Annotated in this window: 14 protein-coding genes; 7 read left to right on the top strand and 7 right to left on the bottom strand. The window is 49.1% G+C overall.

What is annotated here, in order from left to right:
• Nucleotides 1–10: 10 nt before the first annotated feature.
• Nucleotides 11–3,079: an efflux RND transporter permease subunit gene (locus ACG2E4_RS06405; RefSeq protein ID WP_395276033.1), complete on the top strand. Its 3,069-nt coding sequence runs from the start codon at nucleotides 11–13 to the stop codon at nucleotides 3,077–3,079.
• A gap of 379 nt (nucleotides 3,080–3,458) precedes the next feature.
• On the opposite strand, the gene ACG2E4_RS06400 is transcribed toward ACG2E4_RS06405, so the two are convergent.
• The 4 genes from ACG2E4_RS06400 to ACG2E4_RS06385 form a co-directional block, all read right to left on the bottom strand.
• Entirely contained in the window at nucleotides 3,459–3,773 is a 315-nt protein-coding gene (locus ACG2E4_RS06400; RefSeq protein ID WP_395276032.1) for a hypothetical protein, read from the bottom strand.
• Between the two features lie 606 nt (nucleotides 3,774–4,379).
• Complete coding sequence (locus ACG2E4_RS06395; RefSeq protein ID WP_395258808.1) at nucleotides 4,380–4,616, bottom strand: hypothetical protein; 237 nt, start codon at nucleotides 4,614–4,616, stop codon at nucleotides 4,380–4,382.
• Nucleotides 4,617–4,669: 53 nt separating this feature from the next.
• Nucleotides 4,670–4,972, bottom strand: coding sequence for a hypothetical protein (locus tag ACG2E4_RS06390; protein WP_395276031.1), 303 nt, complete (start codon nucleotides 4,970–4,972; stop codon nucleotides 4,670–4,672).
• An 862-nt stretch (nucleotides 4,973–5,834) separates the two neighbouring features.
• Complete coding sequence (locus ACG2E4_RS06385) at nucleotides 5,835–6,857, bottom strand: threonine aldolase family protein (protein ID WP_395276030.1); 1,023 nt, start codon at nucleotides 6,855–6,857, stop codon at nucleotides 5,835–5,837.
• A gap of 516 nt (nucleotides 6,858–7,373) precedes the next feature.
• Between ACG2E4_RS06385 and ACG2E4_RS06380 the strand changes: the two genes are divergently transcribed.
• On the top strand, nucleotides 7,374–7,715 hold the full coding sequence (locus tag ACG2E4_RS06380) for a hypothetical protein (RefSeq protein WP_395276029.1): 342 nt from the start codon (nucleotides 7,374–7,376) through the stop codon (nucleotides 7,713–7,715).
• A gap of 75 nt (nucleotides 7,716–7,790) precedes the next feature.
• On the opposite strand, the gene ACG2E4_RS06375 is transcribed toward ACG2E4_RS06380, so the two are convergent.
• Together ACG2E4_RS06375 and ACG2E4_RS06370 are read right to left on the bottom strand one after the other, a co-directional pair.
• On the bottom strand, nucleotides 7,791–8,705 hold the full coding sequence (locus ACG2E4_RS06375; RefSeq protein WP_395258817.1) for a PIG-L family deacetylase: 915 nt from the start codon (nucleotides 8,703–8,705) through the stop codon (nucleotides 7,791–7,793).
• 192 nt (nucleotides 8,706–8,897) lie between these two features.
• Entirely contained in the window at nucleotides 8,898–9,533 is a 636-nt protein-coding gene (locus ACG2E4_RS06370) for an arylesterase (RefSeq protein ID WP_395276028.1), read from the bottom strand.
• Between the two features lie 574 nt (nucleotides 9,534–10,107).
• On the opposite strand from ACG2E4_RS06370, the gene ACG2E4_RS06365 reads away from it, so the two are divergent.
• The 5 genes from ACG2E4_RS06365 (at nucleotide 10,108) to ACG2E4_RS06345 (ending at nucleotide 15,887) form a co-directional block, all read left to right on the top strand.
• Nucleotides 10,108–10,833: an ABC transporter ATP-binding protein gene (locus ACG2E4_RS06365; RefSeq protein WP_395276027.1), complete on the top strand. Its 726-nt coding sequence runs from the start codon at nucleotides 10,108–10,110 to the stop codon at nucleotides 10,831–10,833.
• 3 nt (nucleotides 10,834–10,836) lie between these two features.
• Complete coding sequence (locus ACG2E4_RS06360; RefSeq protein ID WP_395276026.1) at nucleotides 10,837–13,380, top strand: ABC transporter permease; 2,544 nt, start codon at nucleotides 10,837–10,839, stop codon at nucleotides 13,378–13,380.
• Nucleotides 13,381–13,482: 102 nt separating this feature from the next.
• Nucleotides 13,483–13,647 (top strand): hypothetical protein, encoded by a 165-nt coding sequence (locus ACG2E4_RS06355; RefSeq protein WP_395258825.1) that lies wholly within the window; start codon nucleotides 13,483–13,485, stop codon nucleotides 13,645–13,647.
• A 197-nt stretch (nucleotides 13,648–13,844) separates the two neighbouring features.
• Nucleotides 13,845–14,948, top strand: a complete 1,104-nt coding sequence (gene corA, locus ACG2E4_RS06350; protein WP_395258827.1) for a magnesium/cobalt transporter CorA — start codon at nucleotides 13,845–13,847, stop codon at nucleotides 14,946–14,948.
• A 42-nt stretch (nucleotides 14,949–14,990) separates the two neighbouring features.
• Nucleotides 14,991–15,887, top strand: coding sequence for a universal stress protein (locus ACG2E4_RS06345; RefSeq protein ID WP_395258829.1), 897 nt, complete (start codon nucleotides 14,991–14,993; stop codon nucleotides 15,885–15,887).
• Between the two features lie 185 nt (nucleotides 15,888–16,072).
• On the opposite strand, the gene ACG2E4_RS06340 is transcribed toward ACG2E4_RS06345, so the two are convergent.
• Nucleotides 16,073–17,560, bottom strand: a complete 1,488-nt coding sequence (locus ACG2E4_RS06340) for a hypothetical protein (RefSeq protein WP_395258831.1) — start codon at nucleotides 17,558–17,560, stop codon at nucleotides 16,073–16,075.
• Nucleotides 17,561–17,588: the final 28 nt, after the last annotated feature.

The raw sequence follows: 17,588 nt of genomic DNA, 5'->3' as shown, positions 1-17,588 counted from the left end.
AGACCGTATTATGAAAAAGTTCACTGTCGCCGGTCGGGTTCTCCGCCGGCCCATCTCCGTTATCATGATCACCCTGGTTGTCATCGGCTTTGGTGTATTTTCGCTTTCCAACCTTAAGGTAACCCTCTATCCCTCATTCAATATCCCGATCCTTGCGGTGCAGTCGAACTACAGCAATGTGGCCCCCGAGGATATGCAAAAACTGGTTGTGGAGCCGCTGGAGGGCGCCATCTCTTCAATTGAAGGGATTGATGAGATGAGGGCCAATATCAGCAAGGGAAGCGCTTTTATAATACTGGAACTCCAAACCGGGATCAATATCCGCAATACCGAGCTCAAAGTGCGGGAAGCGATTGCCCGAATCCGGAATGAACTGCCCGAAGAGGCTGCAGAACCAGTTATCTTCCAGTTTGATCCCGACAACTTCCCGATTATGCGGCTCAGCCTTGACACCGAAAACAAGGGACTGGATGAGCTGCGCCGCCTGGGGGTGGAGTTTATTGAACCCCGTATCGAGCGCCTGGAGGGGGTAGCCTCGGCCGATACCCGCGGGGGACTGCAGCGCCAGATCTATGTCAACGTTTCCCCCATGTCGCTCGCCCAGCACCAGCTGGTACCTGCTGATATCGAATCCGTACTTCGGTCTAACAACGCCCAGGTTTCGATGGGAAATATCATCACCGGCAAAAACAACTTTAGCCTGGTTGCCGAATCAATGTACCAAAATGTGGAGGAGATCGGACAAACCATCATCAAGATCTCCGACAACGGGATTCCGGTAAGGATCAAGGATGTGGCCGAAGTTGAAGACAGTTACGCCGAGGTTACCACCCTGGTCGAGATCAACGGCAAAAACAGCGTCACGGTTGAAGTCCAAAAAAAATCGGACGCCAACACGCTGGATGTCACCAACGCGGTGCTGGCTGAACTGCCCTCCATCAACGCCAACCTACCTCCCGGCGTAAACCTCCAGGTTCTCACCAATGACGGCGAAAATGTTGAAAACTCCATTTCCAATCTCACCCAGTCGGCCCTGGCGGCGCTGATCGTTGTTATTATTGTGCTGTTGATTTTTATGGGCGGGTGGCGCATTTCACTGGTGGTGGCAGCTACGATCCCGGTTTCTGTTACTGCCAGCTTTGCCGCCATGTACGCCGCCGGACTTACGCTCAATATCCTTACAATCACCGCGCTCGCACTGGCCGTGGGGCTGCTGGTGGATAACGCAATCGTAGTCTCCGAAAGCATTGCCCGAAAACTGGAAGAGGATCTCCCCAAAATGCAGGCCGCCCTCGAGGGGACCAATGAAGTCATCGGGGCCCTGCTCGGCGCAACCCTGACCACACTGGGCGTCTTTGTACCTATTGTGGGTATTTCAGGAGTACAGGGTCAGTTTTTTGCCCAGTTTGCACTCACGATCAGTATTGCCATTATTATCTCATTTATCGCCTCAATTATCCTTGTTCCGGTGCTCTCCCTGCTATTTTTGAATAAAGAGGAGTTCAAGCGACACAGTGGTTCATTCAAGGGTATTCACAAGCTGGAAGACTGGTATGCCGGTACCCTGCGCTGGCTGATGTTTCGGAAGTGGATTGTTCTCATTTTCGTCGCCGCCCTGTTGGGGGGAACATATACACTCTACAATACCCTTGAATTTGAATTTTTTACCGAGTCTGATTCCGGCCAGGTTTCCATGACGGTGGAGCTGCCATCGGGTACAAAACTGGTACGCACGGCACAGGTGATACGAAGCTTTGGAACAGAGATTGAACAGTATCCTGAAGTTGAAACGGTTATCACCAATATTGGTCAGCGTGGTTTTACCAGCCGCACCAATATAGGAGAAATTACGGTCAACCTGGTTGACGAAAGCGAGCGGGAGGTAACGACGAATGAATTTTCAGCGCGCCTTCGTCAGCAACTTTCGGCTCCTGGTGTTGAGCTGAATATACGCGGTGGCGGAGGGGGCTTTGGCGGTTTTGGCGGCGGAATACAGCTGAGTCTTGTCGGTCCTGATATTGAGATTTTGCAGGCGATTTCAGATAAAATTGAGAGGGAGATGCTTGCTGATTCCAGCGTCATCTCTGTCGATAACGGCCGCACCGATCCCACGCCTGAAATGCAGTTTCATGTGGACCGGCAGCGGATTAGTCGCATGGGCAGCTCGCTGAATGAAGTGGCCACTTCGCTCAAAACCCAGGTGCAGGGCACGAGGGTAGGATATCTTCGACAAAAAGGCCGGGAGGTTCCCATTCAGGTGCGTGCTCAAAAAGCGGCGCTGACCAGTCGTGAAGAGCTGTTCGACCTCGAGCTGATTCAAGTCGACAGCCAGCGCGTGACCGTGGCCGGACTGGGACGTTTTGAAAGCACCGAGGGGGTCAATGAGATATCCCGGCGCGACCGAGAAACGGTGCTCGATGTTAACATCCAGGTCGCCGGAAATCCAAACCAGTATCGGGAGCAGGTCATCGACCTGATTCAACAGGAGGTTGTTCTTCCCGAAGGTTACCGGTACGAATTTACCGGCGGCACCAGCGATGCTGACGAGGGGGCTAACGAGGTTATGTGGTCACTTCTTTTTGCCCTTGCGCTAACCTACATGATCATGGCTTCGCTATTTGAAAACTTCCGCGATCCTTTTGTCATATGGTTTTCTATTCCGCTGGCCTTTTTCGGAGCACTTGTGGGACTCTGGCTGTCGCTGACCCCATTGAGCGCCACTGCGTTTATCGGCATGTTTATGCTGGTGGGTATCATCGTCAACAACGGAATTGTGCTGGTGGATTACATGCACCTGTATACCAAGAATAATGCCCATTCCGACACTGAATTCGACAATGTTATTGAGGCCTGCAAGCGCAGAATGCGCCCAATTCTGCTGACCGCACTGACCACCATCTGCTCGATGATCCCCCTTTCGCTGGGAATCGGTACCGGTGCCGAAATCTGGACGCCCCTGGCCCGCGCAGTGATCGGGGGACTCTTCTTTGGCTCCATCCTCACCCTCTACGTCGTCCCGATCTTTGTAATGGGAATAAGCAAGCGCCGACGAGAAGCCATTAATGCCGAAAGATCTTGATTCTCTATCTTTATTCTTTATTAATGTCAACTTGGGATAAACAGCGTTGATGTAACGTCCTTCCTTGAGGAGGGTACCTGAATTCCGTGTTTTAACGGAATGTACCGGGGAGGTGTTCTCCTGACTGCAAGAGTTCGCTTGGCGATCGGTAACCCCTCATACCGACGCTAGGACGGCTGAAGTCGATCATCTCCCTCCGGGAGGAGGTGAAATGTCCCCGCTCTTGTGTCCAACTCCGTTTATCAGCTTTCCCTGTTCATTTTTTGAGTGAAGAAAAAATGAACCTTAAAAAGCGCTCCTGTCTCCTGCCAATCAGTACAACTGGCGGAAACAGGAGCCGAATAGAGCTACCCGTTTGGGATTGCTGCTACCCCGTAGCTCAGCTCACCAGTTCCAGCGAACTGCTTGGATAGGGTACCAGCACCGCCTCGTCAAAATCATTCTCCTCTAATATGGTGAGTGCTGTCTGGTAGTACCAGATCAACCATTTTACGGCAGGAATAGGTTCAAGAGAATGCATGTACTCAAGGTCGAGCGCTGAAACCTCCATGTCATCGGTTTCGTTCTCCCGAAGAAACTTTGCAGTCTCTACCACATCGCCAACAAAATGCGAATGTCCCCGGTAACTATCCTTGTCCCATACTGAAAATTGAAGGCTTTTCAGTTCTTTGTTCAAAATGTACGTCGTCTCCATGATTTATCCCTCTTTTTGTCTTATAGATGATTAAATGTGTCTTCTGCTCAGGAAGAGATGGATCGATGTCTCAGATACTACTTTCACAACGCCTGTAAATCTATTTCTCTCTCTATCCTGATATCAATTTTAAACCTATTCAAATCTATATGATTGTTGAAAGGATGATACCAGAATTACGTCTCCTCCCAAATGCTTTCCTAATTTTAGCTATAAATTTATAAATATCAAATAATTAAAGATAGATAATATTTTTAAATAACTTTTGAAGCAGTACCCCTTAATTTTCTCACAGAATGGTAAAATAAGCCTGCTAACCACATTCAGGTCAAAAGGCTTTCCGGGAACCACCTGGCATGCAGGAAATTGCCAGACATCCACGCAACCAATACTTGAGAATGAATCTGATTGCGACATTTTAAGCACACCGCGTTGGAAAGAGTACTCCCCTCGCCTGGTCAGACAGAAAATTCGGGACCGGTACCGCTCATCACAAGCAGCTAGTCACCGGTTCCGAAGGGTTGTATCCAAAAAAAGCGACAGTCGATGAATATAAAGCGCCCCAAAAATCAGAATACCACCGGGTTCCAGCTCCCCGGCCGGCAGTCAATCCAAGTATACTTCCGGAAATTTTTCCCTGTGCTGCTCCACCGCGTGACATATATTTTCATTCACACGATCATACAGCCCTTCAATGACCTGTTCTTGTTCCCGGCCTTCAATATGGGCTAATATTTTAGATTGTGTTTCAAGGATGGTTCGCAGAAAACCTTGATTTATCAGGCTTGCATTTGCCAATGGAGTTAAATCTTGTTTAACCTTGAACATTTCCTCTGTTGACATAAAAAAGATGGTTTATTGACGTTATGACGCAACTCTTCAAATTTGTAAACAGGTTAAGAACTGGAATTGGAGGGATAGGGTATCAATTCAGCCGTTTCAAAATCGTTTTCCTCCAAAAAGGTCAGGGCCGTACGGTAATACCAAATAAGCCATTGCATGGCAGGTACCGGTTGCAGGGAATGCATATACTCCGGGTCAAATGCTGAAACTTCCATACCTTTATTTGAATTTTCCTGCAGATAGGCCAGGGTTTCTTTCAAGTTGCCCTCAAAATGTGCCTGTCCTTCTCTTACCCCTTCATTCCATACCGTAAACTGTAGACTCTTCAACTCTTTATTCAGTATGTAGTTTTCCATAATCCCAAAGAAGTTTCACCGTAGTTCATCCACCTGTCAATGTTGATAAGCAGCAAACTATGCTAGCCTGTATATGATAATATTATTAAAACGTTCCCAATGCATTCCTAAAGCCGATATATACTTTATTAAAAATACATTTCTGCATCTTGTGGGTCAATCCCTTATAAACGCGTAAGGGATTTCCCTACATATAAAATCGTTCTGTAGGCTTTTACCTTTATTTTCGGGATTTAAAAAAGTGCGGTGTTTACCGGAAAATCTGCGGTAATATATTTTCGATATGCCCAAGATCTTTCATCAAGAAGAGTAGAAATTTTGAAGTGCCAATCCCCTATCACAGCTTTTATTGCCCGTTTTTGCCAGTATTTGATAGAAGCCACTTACCACATCAGGAGAATATATTCCGGGTGCCCAGCAGCTCGAACCGACAAAGTTGGAATGGATGAATGACCGGTTGTTGCAACCTGAACACCTGAAAATACTTTTTATCGGCGTCTGTGCGAGGCGGCCACTATATTACAAAGACGAAATCAAACGCAGGTCAAATTCAGGACAGGTTTGATCCCGCTTTAAAAGATAGCAGAAGGCAGTGAATACCGACACATAGGGGAGCTTGGGGTTACGTCAAATCCTGGATTTCGGGTCGTTTCTGAACGAGCTCGGATAAACCAACGATTATACCGATCTGCGCAGGCAGCCTGGAAAGATGCTGTTATAGCGATTATTCCGTGATGATCTGCAACAATCAGTGTGATCTGCGTTCCAGCAGAGCTGAATCTTCATCGTTGACAGGGCACAGTTTAGCAAAACTGATTTCCAGGGAACTGCGGGTCAAGTGCGTGATGGCCGGCACGGCAGATCAGTCAAACAGTTGTTTCAGCACCTGCTGAACGTTAGCCACATCATCGTCGGTCACCTGGTGATGCAGGGTCGCACGCACTGTTTGGGGACCAAAGGGCACCATCTGTACGCCGTGCTGGCCGAGTTTTTGCAGGGCTGTTTCCGCCTTTTCTTCCAGCAGGTCAAAGATTACAATATTCGTTTCTACTGAATCAGGATCGATGGAAAGCCCGCCACAGGTATTGATCGTCGATGCCAGCTCTTTTGCGCGCCGGTGGTCCTCCTCCAGCTTGCTCCAGTGGTGGTCCATGGCGTAGTTGGCCGCAGCTGCCAGAATACCGACCTGGCGCATTCCTCCGCCCATCGCTTTCCGAAACCGGCGGGCCCGCCGGATATGCTCTTTTGAAGACAATATCATGGAGCCTACGGGGGCACCCAGTCCCTTGCTAAAACACACATTGATGGTATCGGCCACCCGGCCAAAAAAAGCGGGGTCGATACCGGTCGCGATCACCGCATTCCAGAGGCGGGCCCCGTCAAGATGTATCCTGAGATCATGTTCGTCAGCAAATTTCCGAAGGGCATTCAGCTCCTTCCGGGTGTAGCAGGCCCCTCCTCCCTTGTTGGTGCTGTTTTCCAGGGAGATAACCCTCGTGCGGGGTTCCCAGTCAAACTGCCCCCGGGGCCTGTCCCAAAGAAGATCCGCGCTTAATTTACCTCGCTGCCCTTTTACAGTATGCAGCTGAACTGAAGAAAATATTGCAGCGGCGCTCCCTTCATAATTGAAAATATGCCCCTTTTCCTCGATCATCACTTCATCCCCGGGACGGGTCAACACCTTGATACACAACTGGTTTCCCATCGTTCCACTGGGCACAAACAGTCCGGCCTCCATGCCAAAACACTCGGCGACTTTGTCCTCCAGCGCATTTACGGTGGGGTCCTCCCCGAATACATCATCCCCCACCTCGGCGTTCATCATAACCCGGAGCATCTCCGACGTCGGTTTTGTGACCGTATCGCTGCGTAAATCTATACTCATATTTGTCTATATTTTTTAACGTGCTAACCCGGATTTCTTACCAAGAAATTTGTTTTTCAGCAAGGCGAAGGGCAAATGACCGCGCAGACGTACGTTGGTACGTTGAGCAGGTGATTTGTCCTTCAACGCAGCTGAAAGGCCACTTTCGCAGCCTGTCACAGACTGTAATGATAATTTGGCAGTAAAAAATGGTATAAGTTTAAGTTATTGTCATCCATGAAGTTACATGATTTTATCCAACATACTCGTGAGAAATCCGGGCTAACAGTTTAAAGTATCAACGAGAACTTGCATAAAGATTTCACAGAAGGTACACACAATAACTAGCATGATTTTTAAACCGGAGAAGTATCGGTTTCGATAACTGGCCCGCTGGTCGTAAAAATATATGTATCTCAGGAAATCAGACCTTATTTTCTGGACTCTGACAGCCACCAAATTGACGATCCCAACAGTCATTGGTGGGTGTTCACTTCCATAACATGCTCATGCGCTCATATTTACATTTACAAATCAATGGATCAACAGAGAACGCCCGGTGAAGATGATTTTATTGAGATTGATGAAACCTCCCACAAGCCCATACCCACCGCCGGCGAACGCGCAGTTCACAGCCTGCAAGCGATACTGATCGGGTTCGTCCTGGTGCAGATTATCGGTTTCTGGATGTTCCCGGGAATCGGCGTCGGGGGATTGTATATCTTCTCATATTCCCATTCCATTACATCCTTTGTCGGGGATTTAACCAACATCCTGATCCTCACATTTCTGGCCATTTGCGGGCTGTTGGGCTGGTTTCACGGCCGTTATTTCATAGATCGTCTAAAAGGATATATCACCTGGTGGAAATTTTGGTAAGATCACGGACCACCGTCAAATGAGACAGCCGTTATCAATAAATATTTGACAGCGGGCATTGTCACCCGTTTACCGCTACTGATCCAGGGTATACATCTCGGCGGCGTTGACGGCTTCAAAAAATGCTTTAGCCCTGTCATATTCGGCATCCTTGTTGATATCGTAAAAAAGATACGCCTCTACCTTAACCCCGTTCATAAACAGCTGCATGGTTCCCTGTGATTTATGTTCCGCAATCACCCAGTTTGCGATAATATTGTAGTTCAGGCGATCCTCGAAGCCGAATGTCTGCGTTCGGTCAAATTTCAGGGGTGGATGATCGCGGTTCACACGGGTTAACGGAAATCCTTCAAGCATCTCGTAGTCGGTTTCCCCGTCCGTTTCCCGAAATATTGTCGTGCCGAGGATAACCGGTCGCCGTGCCGGTTCCATATTTTCAACAGCACGCAGTGCAAGCAGGGCCGACGCCTTGTGATGTCCATGCGTGCCAGGCTGGGGCAGCATTGTGAGCACAAAATCATACTGCTCTTCCTCGAGAATCTCCTGCAGTCGCTGTTCAATCCAGGATGCGTCCCACATATCGAGCGCCTCCTGAACATCCTCGGTATACTCCTTGTCTTTCTGCTCCAGAAAATAATAGTTTCGAATCCCCACGATCTCTCCACCGGCCATCACCTCTTTTTTACGAATTCCGGGAAGATAGGCGCGGCCGACCTCCTCTTTGTCCAGTTGCCTGCCGTAAATATAGTTCCCCAGTGTGGAATAGCGGTAGCCGCCCTCTCCATTCGTCATGATGGCCAGATCCGCCACGCCATCCAGCAGGTGCGTGGTTTTAAAAACCGTTGCCGCGTATATGGCATCATCATCGGGGTGGGCCGTCACCAGCAACACTTTGGGTTGGTAGTCAAGCTGCTGTCCATCCGCAGAAGATACCGGACCAAGCAGGAAGAGTAACAAAACAGAAAAATATCGAAGATATAAAGATTTCATCACGTACGGGAAATTGCTGATTAACGTTATTTGAGGGCACGCTCGTCAGAAGCACGACCAAATCAAGATAAAATAAGAATTTAAATTTTCCAGTATTCTGCAGTAGAGTTGTTTTTACCCCGATTTTCAAGATTTTCTGATACACCTGCAAACAGCTTCACGGGGTCTATCCGGGAGGAGAACGCGTAAAGCTCAGCTTCTCACTTTCTGAAGAACCGGTTTCAGGACCTCCCACACATTGTCAGCCACTACTTTATGACCCTCTGCATTCGGATGGATATCGTCATCCTGCATCAAATCGGGGTTGAGTGCCGCTCCCTCCAGGATAAAAGGGATCAAGGGGATGTTATTCGTTTCAGCCAGATCCGTGTACATCTGCCTGAAACTGTTCGTGTATTCCTGTCCCAGGTTCGGCGGCACCTGCATGCCTGCCAAAATGATCTGCGCCCCCGGATATTTTTCGCGCACCTTGTCAATTATTTTTTGCAGGTTCTCCTTGGTGGAGCCCACGTCAATGCCGCGCAGACCGTCATTGCCTCCCAGTTCCAGCACAAACACATCCACCGGCTTGCTCAGCATCCAGTCAATACGCCGCAGTCCCCCCGCCGAAGTTTCACCGCTCAACCCGCCGTTCTGAACCTCGAAGTTCCACCCGAGCGAATCGATCTTTTCCTGTATAAGAGCCGGGAAGGCCTCATCCTGGTCTACCCCGTTTCCGGCGGTAATACTATCCCCAAAAAACAAAATATTGGCACTCTCGTCCTGAGAGTATCCGGGATTACAGGTAAAAAAAAGTGATATAATCGTCAGTAAAATCGTGTGCTTCATAAATTCCATGGTTGTTTTGTGACTGTATTCATTGGACTAACGCAGGCAGCAATAAATCCGTTTACCGGTGGAATGGAGGATCACTGTTTTTTAGTTATACCCATCTTAATTACACAAACAGAATGTAGTACATTACCAGCTGCTAAGCAGGTGGGTTTTTAAGATCTACTAAAAAATGGAAGATTCGTAATAATATTGCTAAACGCCATCGATTTTCAGATTTCCTACAAATTCATGTTATAAGTTAACCGGGCTCATTTGGGAATGTCCCGAATAGTGTTCTCTTAACATATCAACTGATTTTGAAACAATAACACAGTGTGGCAGAGAGTTGAGCACAGACGCTCAGCTATACCGTTATCGAGATCTCCGGGTGCAACAGCGTTGGTTTCGACGCATTTTAAAACCAGCAGATGTGGCGTTGAGAACCGATTCACGAACAACTCTTGATCTAAACGGTCTCTGGAGTTGTCACCTGCAAATTGATGAACCAACAGCTTCACGGGTCGGTAACTGATTGAGTTTCACAGCCACAGACTATATTCAAAGTACAAATTTAACCATAATATCCGGCATGGAATCACCAAACATACTTGAAATCAACAATCTGACGCAGCAATTTACGAGCGGAGATAAAAAACTGACCGTTTTGGATTCCGTGTCATTTACTGTCACCGAAGGAACGATCTGCTCCATTGTGGGCCCGTCCGGCAGTGGAAAAACCACGCTGCTGGGATTATGTGCCGGACTCGACCGGCCTACCCGTGGAGAAGTCATCCTGAACGGTATAAGGCTTGGCGATCTGAGTGAAGATGAACGCGCGGCCGCCCGTAACGATTTTGTGGGGTTTGTCTTCCAGACATTCCAGCTTATTCCTACGCTCACGGCGCTCGAAAATGTCATGGTTCCGCTGGAGCTGAGGGGGGAAGCGACCAAAGAAGTGAATCGATACGCGAGGGAATTATTACAGGAAGTGGGACTGGGAGATCGCCTTCACCACTATCCCACGCAGCTGTCTGGGGGAGAGCAGCAGCGGGTAGCCATTGCCCGGGCCTTTATCAACAAACCGCAGATCCTTTTTGCTGATGAGCCTACCGGCAACCTGGATGCGGAAACCGGGGAAACCATTGAAGAATTGATTTTTGACCTGAACAGGGCCAGCGGAACCACGCTGGTCATTGTAACCCACGATCTCGAGTTGGCCCACAAGTGCGATCGCGTCATACAGCTTAAGAATGGAAAGATCGATTCGGACGAATGGATCAGGGAAACAGCTACCGTTAACATTAAAGAGGCGTAACCGATGGCTCCCTTCTGGTCTTCATGGACATGGAAAATGGCGTGGCGCGATGCCCGCTCCAACAAAAAGCGGCTGTTTCTCTACATCTCGGCTATCATTATTGGTGTAGCGGCACAGGTGGCTATTACCTCGTTCCGGGAAAGCCTGACCAATACCATTGACAACCAGTCGCGCGAGCTACTGGGGGCAGACCTTGAGATCGAGGCCGAACGCCCCTTCTCCGACGAGGAACTGGCCTATTTCGATTCCCTCGGGGGCGAACAGTCAAAAATGATCGAATTTAACTCGATGGCGTACCTTCCGGAAAGCGGGGGTACCCGCCTGTCACAGATTCGCGCCATACAGGGAGATTTTCCCTTTTACGGGGAGATCCTCACAAACCCACCAGAGGCTGTCCGCACTTACCGGCAGAATAATACCGCACTGCTGGATAACGCCCTTATGGTACAGTTCGGCACCGAAGTGGGAGATTCTGTGCGAATCGGTAATGTAACTTTTGAAATTTCAGGTGGAATAGAACAGGTTCCCGGCGAAGCGGCGGCCGTCTCCATGGTGGGACCCCGCATCTTTATTCCCTACTCCATGGTGGATTCCACCGGTTTGGTTCAGCGCGGCAGTTTTGTGGAATACAAGATGTACTTCAAGTTTGACGATGGCCGCGACATGGCCCAGATGCGGGAGAATACCAAGGCGTTCATGGATGAACACGACCTGCGGTACGATGACGTGGCCGAACGGCGTGAAGAGATGGGAGAGGCAGTGGGCAACCTGGCCAAGTTTTTGAACCTCGTAGGGTTTGTTGCGCTGCTGCTGGGGGGCATCGGGGTAGCCAGTGCCATCCACCTGTATATCAAGCAAAAGATAAGCACCGCCGCCGTCCTGCGCTGTTTTGGAGCCACCTCCAACCAAACGATGACCATATTCCTGATACAGGCGTTGGTGCTGGGACTGACGGGCGCGCTGGCGGGCACTGTACTCGGTGTGAGTATCCAGTATATGCTGCCTCAACTTGTCAGTGACTTTTTACCGGTTGATGTCGACCTGACGATATCATGGCTTGCGGTGGCTCTCGGATTGCTCACCGGCACAGGGGTCGCACTGGTTTTCGCCCTGATGCCGCTGCTTTCGCTGCGCAAGGCCTCTCCGCTTTACGCCTTGCGTACGATGAATGAAACGCTTACCAACCTACTGGGACGTAAAACGAAATGGAGCATCTACGGCATTATCGTACTCACTGTTGCCGGTTATGCCACCCTGATCACCGAAGACTGGATGGTCGGGGGCGTCTTTACCATTGGCATGATTGTGGCCTTTGGCCTTTTGCTGCTGGTGGCCCGTGGGTTGATGTGGTTTGTAAAACGTTATTTTCCCTCTGAATTCTCGTATGTGTGGCGGCAGGGACTGGCCAACTTATATCGCCCGAATAACCAAACGGCTACGCTCCTGCTCTCGCTCGGTCTTGGTATGCTGCTGATAAGCACGCTCTACTTCAGCCAGGATATGCTTATGAGTGAACTCAATTTTGCCACCCGTGATGATTCGCCCAACCTGATCTTGTTTGATATCCAGCCCGACCAGAACGAAGGCGTACGCCAAATTATGGAGGCAGAAGGAATTCCCATCTTACAGAATGTGCCTATCGTAACGATGAGGATCTCCTCCTACCAGGGACGTACTGTCGAGGAGATCCGGGAAGACACCTCCAGTAATATTCGGGGCTGGGCCCTCGACCGGGAATACCGTTCCACGTACCGCGATTCCCTGCTCGACTCAGAAACACTCGTGGAGGGAGAATGGATTGGCGAAGTGGACCCCGAAACCGACGTGATACCGGTTTCCGCCGCAAAAGAAATTACAGAAGACCTGAACGCCGGGATCGGTGATACGCTCACCTTTAATGTTCAGGGGCTGCCGGTCAAAGCCTACATCGCAAGCATAAGGGAGGTTGACTTCCAACGCGTACAACCCAACTTTTTCATGGTATTTCCCAAGGGTGTACTGGAGCAGGCACCGCAGATCGGTGTAATTGTTACCCGGACTTCCGGCCGGGATGAGTCGGCCCAAATTCAGCAGCAGGTGGTACAAAAATACCCCAACGTCTCAGCCATCGATGTGGGGCTCATCCTGCAGACGATCAACGAGTTTATTGATAAAATTTCATTCGCCATCCAGTTTATGGCACTCTTCAGTATCCTTACGGGCCTTATTGTTCTTGCAAGTTCGGTAGCCATCAGCAGGCTTCAGCGCATTAAAGAAAGCGTTCTGCTGCGCACCCTGGGAGCCAGCAAAAAGCAGATCATCCAGATTCTTTCCATCGAATACTTTTTTCTTGGAGTGCTGGGAGCATTTACGGGGCTCATCCTGTCGGTGCTTTCCACATGGCTGCTCGGTTACTTTTATTTCGATCTCACGTTTATACCCAATATCTGGGTCATCATCATCGGCACGCTTGCCATTGCGGGGCTTACAATCCTTATCGGAATGCTCAACAGCCGAAGCGTGTATCAACGTCCCCCGCTGGAGGTGCTGCGGCTGGAAACGGCATAATTGGACACGGGGTATTCACCCAGCTATTGCGATAAACTCATCAAAATGGGGTAAGACTCCTTGCGTTTTCTGCGTACTTAAGTTAGACTACCAGTCGGAATCATGGATATTCAGCAAAAAACCAACGCAATCTCCCTGCTGGTACTGGTTGTCTGTATCCTTTTGGCAGTCGTCATCTACCTGTTTACCGGCATCGTCTTCATCGCCATCATCTTTGCCCCGCCGGTGGTTCACTGGATCTTGAAGAGAAGAGAACAACGGTCCTGATTTGCCGGCAATGGCTCTCACCCCTGACTGAATAATTACAGAGGACTTTTCATACCTACCTTTGAAAACAGGCATTATGTATGGTCCCATCTTTATAACATGTTCATCTATCCGGGCTTGTTTGTCGTTACGTGGATCATCATATTAGTGATACGTCAGATTAGTGATACGTCAGAATCCACGCCGGCAAAAAAGCTATGACTAAAAATTCCAGGAGATTACAACTTTTTTCGAAGCGAAAACAGAAAAAGCCGGGATCTGCACCCGGTACGATTGAGCACATCGGGGAGCAGCGGCTGGATGATGTTCAACTCACCATCTACGACTATGATGCAGAGCATATGGATCAGGTTTCAATTGAGAATGTAGAAGAGAGCCGGCCCTACCTGGAAAATCCATCCAAAACATGGATAAAAATTTGCGGGGTTCACGATATTGAAAAGCTTACCTCGATCTGGTCCTACTTTGACCTTCATCCCCTTGTACAGGAGGATATCGTAAACACCACTCAGCGACCCAAGGCCGAGCTGTATGAGCACAACATCTATTTTGTGATCAGGATGCTCACCTGGTCAGAGGAACGGGGCCAGATTGAATCTGAGCAGGTCAGTATCGTACTTAGTGACAACTACGTGCTCTCTTTCCAGGAATCCGACCACGACTTTTTCAAACCGGTAGTGGATCGTTTAATGTACGGCAATGTGCGCATTCGGAAACATGGGATGGACTACCTTGCCTATGCCCTGATTGATACGGTCGTGGACCATTATTTCAGCGTTCTGGAACACCTGGCCGACCGTATTGAACACCTTGAGGACCTGGTGCTGGACGATCCCGACAAGGAAACGTTGCATCAAATCCATGCCCTCCGGCGGGACCTCATCTTTTTTCGAAAGTCGGTCTGGCCGCTGAGGGATATGCTCAACTCCACGATTCGTGATGAATCTCCCTTTATTGAGGAGCGCACCAAGCTTTTTCTGCGAGATGTCTATGACCACATGGTACAGATTATCGACAATATAGAAAACTACCGCGATATGGTAATCGGCATGCACGACATCTACATGAGCCATGTGAGCAACAAGATGAATGAAGTCATGAAAGTGCTCACCATCATTGCCACCATCTTCATCCCGCTGACGTTTATTGCAGGCATCTACGGGATGAATTTTGATCCGGCTGCAAGTCCCTATAACATGCCTGAATTGCAATGGTACTGGGGCTACCCCCTGGTGATGCTTCTCATGTTTATCATGGCGATAGTCATGATGGTCTATTTCAGGAAAAAGGGATGGCTGTGAAACCATTTTATTCAATCAACGACAACTAAAACGGGAAAGACGATGAAAAACATAAAAATACTTGTTCCACTTGATTTTTCAGATCTCAGCACGCGCGCGCTAACGGCCGCCCAACAGTTTGCCAAGCTTTTTGACGGACGGGTCACGCCGTTTCACGCCTACCTTCCGATCAGCGAGATGGAAGGACCCTATATGCTGGGCTACGGCACCACCCCAACCGAAGATTACGACGAGATAGAGATGTCGCTGAAAGAACGACTGGAAGAGGTGGCCCGCGAGCAGGTGGATCCCGCCTACCTTGATGAATCGATTGTGTCGGTGGGCAACGCCGCCCATGCTATTGCGGATGAGGGAAAAGCATACGACATGATTATAATGAGTACCCACGGGCGTACGGGATTCAGCCGTTTTTTCCTGGGCTCCGTAGCGGAAAAAGTGTTGCGCATTTCTCACGTACCCGTGCTCGTGATTGACAAGGAGTCTGAGATCGGACCGATCAAGAAGATCCTGACCACGACCGATTTTTCTGACAATTCGCACGCGGCCTTTCCGCTGGTACAGTCGATTTCCGAAGCAGCGGACGCCGAAGTGGAACTGCTGAACGTGATGAGCTATGATCCCCAGCATGACGAAAAACCGGATGAGGGGAAAATATCACTCCGTAAAAAAAGGCTGGAAATTTTGGCCAAAGAGGAGCTGCACGAGATAAGCGATCGACTTAAGATCAATGTCATCGTCTCGCAGGATACACCGCACGAAACCATTTTGAATTACAACCTGAACAAACCGGCAGATCTTATCGTAATGGCAACAGTTGGCCGAACAGGTATCGACTACCTGATGATGGGCAGTACCACCACCAACATTGTACGACATGTAAAAACCCCGGTTCTCAGCGTCAATCCCAAGAAAAAGGTGGAAGCTCTCGATGCAGAATAGGCGAAGAAACAGCGGTTTGGAGCCCTTAATATTAAAACGGGTGATAACGGGGCGATTCAAGGAGAACCGCCCCGTAAAATTTCTCTTCCGCGGGAAAGCGGTCATAGTCAGGACTTGCTCAAAGAGCCATGATTACGCTTAGGGATTTTCACAATTTTTGTGGGGCACTGAACACTAATTAGGGCCTAATTAAATCCGATTCGAATTCCTGCCATAAAATGGAGCCTCCGAATCTCTTCTTCGGCCACTTCCGGAACGATGCGACTGCCGTTGTCATAGCTGTATAACTGGTTTTGATCCTCCCAGATAGAGTACTGCACTCCAAAATCAAACCAGAAATTCTCAGAAAACCTGGAACTGAATCCACCATTGAAAAATTGACGTTCCGTGCCGCCGTTCTGCCGGGGGCTGGGGAACCATGCATACCCGAAGCGGGGAGAGAACCCCTCATTGAAATTAAATTCAATTGCTCCACGCAGATTGGTTACTTCCCTGAAATTTTGGTCAATAAAATCATTCTCCTGCTGCTGGTAGTCCAGGTCCTCTCCCTCGAGATCCAGTTCAGCAGTCGTATAATCGACCTGTTCAGCAGCAAGTGAAAGCTTGACCCCATTCAGACCTGTAAGGGTAATGCCCGCATTGATACGCGCCGGGCGTTCGATTCTATAAGAAAATTCGCCGGGCAGCTCCTCTTCAAATCCAGCCCCGTTGTCAAAAGTTGAGGTTAACTGCGTATTAAATTCCTCGTCAAATGAAAGCAGCGATGGAATTTCATAGCTGCCGCCTATGCTCAGGAAGGAATTGACCTGGTATAACAAGCCGATTCGAGCCGACAGCCCTGTAAATTCCGAATCGATGGTATCCACACTGAGTATCCGATCAATGTCGGTTTCCCCGGTCCCGTCGCCGTCACTGTCGATCAGAGAACCATCATAGATATTGTCGGGATCCGATTCCAAAAACTGTCGTTCATAGTGGTACTCCCCGACCAGAATCCCAAGGGAGGCACCGATGTACAGGTTCTTTTGAAACTCCGTTGCAAAAAACGCCGAATACTCCCCCATCCGTCCCCGTTCCGTCAGCTCCATATTTTGCTGCACGCCGGGCCAGTCTTCAGGTGCAAATCCTATTCTGAATATGGACTGCGTATAAGTACTGTCTACATCCGCCCAGTCAAGTGCATATACATTAAAGGCGGCATCGTAGAGGGCATCGTCGCTGGTAATATTATAAAAATCGCTTAGAGAACTCCTGCTATTCTGGTGATTGACTCCCATCGCGCGGTTGAAGTCGGTGGTCTGGCTGTATCCGCCCCCAATTACAAAACTGCCCTGCACGGTTGGGATCTTGTAGACCAGTCCGAAATCCCCTACATTCGACTGCGAATCATCAAAACTAAATGTATCATTCTGGAACGTGGTTTTTTCATTTACGTTCCTCATGCTGATACTGAACGAGGTAAAGCTATCTTCGAACAGACCCATAGCGGCAGGATTTTCCTGGAAACTACCGAAACCGGCGTTATCGCTGATACCGGGTATAACCAAACTTTGGGCGTCGTAGGAGGGATATTCGAGGCTATAGCGCAGGACATCTTCCGCACTTTGCGCCAGCAGTGAAACCGGTAAAAACAGGCTTAGCAGCAGGGGTAGTATTCTCTTGTATCTGGACATACGCGGGGTACCTGATATTTAATATTCT

The organism is Halalkalibaculum sp. DA384, from assembly GCF_043951955.1.
Lineage (GTDB): Bacteria > Bacteroidota > Rhodothermia > Balneolales > Balneolaceae > JAMQKA01.
The sequence above is the reverse complement of the archived record's forward strand: the minus strand, read 5'-3'. Positions and strand labels throughout refer to the sequence as shown.

What these genes read in the sequence shown, in the direction of transcription:
- ACG2E4_RS06405 (WP_395276033.1), top strand. Translation starts at nt 11, where the DNA reads ATGAAAAAGTTCACTGTCGCCGGTCGGGTTCTCCGCCGGCCCATCTCC.
- ACG2E4_RS06400 (WP_395276032.1), bottom strand. Translation starts at nt 3,773, where the DNA reads ATGGAGACGACGTACATTTTGAACAAAGAACTGAAAAGCCTTCAATTT.
- ACG2E4_RS06395 (WP_395258808.1), bottom strand. Translation starts at nt 4,616, where the DNA reads ATGTCAACAGAGGAAATGTTCAAGGTTAAACAAGATTTAACTCCATTG.
- ACG2E4_RS06390 (WP_395276031.1), bottom strand. Translation starts at nt 4,972, where the DNA reads ATGGAAAACTACATACTGAATAAAGAGTTGAAGAGTCTACAGTTTACG.
- ACG2E4_RS06385 (WP_395276030.1), bottom strand. Translation starts at nt 6,857, where the DNA reads ATGAGTATAGATTTACGCAGCGATACGGTCACAAAACCGACGTCGGAG.
- ACG2E4_RS06380 (WP_395276029.1), top strand. Translation starts at nt 7,374, where the DNA reads ATGGATCAACAGAGAACGCCCGGTGAAGATGATTTTATTGAGATTGAT.
- ACG2E4_RS06375 (WP_395258817.1), bottom strand. Translation starts at nt 8,705, where the DNA reads ATGAAATCTTTATATCTTCGATATTTTTCTGTTTTGTTACTCTTCCTG.
- ACG2E4_RS06370 (WP_395276028.1), bottom strand. Translation starts at nt 9,533, where the DNA reads ATGAAGCACACGATTTTACTGACGATTATATCACTTTTTTTTACCTGT.
- ACG2E4_RS06365 (WP_395276027.1), top strand. Translation starts at nt 10,108, where the DNA reads ATGGAATCACCAAACATACTTGAAATCAACAATCTGACGCAGCAATTT.
- ACG2E4_RS06360 (WP_395276026.1), top strand. Translation starts at nt 10,837, where the DNA reads ATGGCTCCCTTCTGGTCTTCATGGACATGGAAAATGGCGTGGCGCGAT.
- ACG2E4_RS06355 (WP_395258825.1), top strand. Translation starts at nt 13,483, where the DNA reads ATGGATATTCAGCAAAAAACCAACGCAATCTCCCTGCTGGTACTGGTT.
- corA (WP_395258827.1), top strand. Translation starts at nt 13,845, where the DNA reads ATGACTAAAAATTCCAGGAGATTACAACTTTTTTCGAAGCGAAAACAG.
- ACG2E4_RS06345 (WP_395258829.1), top strand. Translation starts at nt 14,991, where the DNA reads ATGAAAAACATAAAAATACTTGTTCCACTTGATTTTTCAGATCTCAGC.
- ACG2E4_RS06340 (WP_395258831.1), bottom strand. Translation starts at nt 17,560, where the DNA reads ATGTCCAGATACAAGAGAATACTACCCCTGCTGCTAAGCCTGTTTTTA.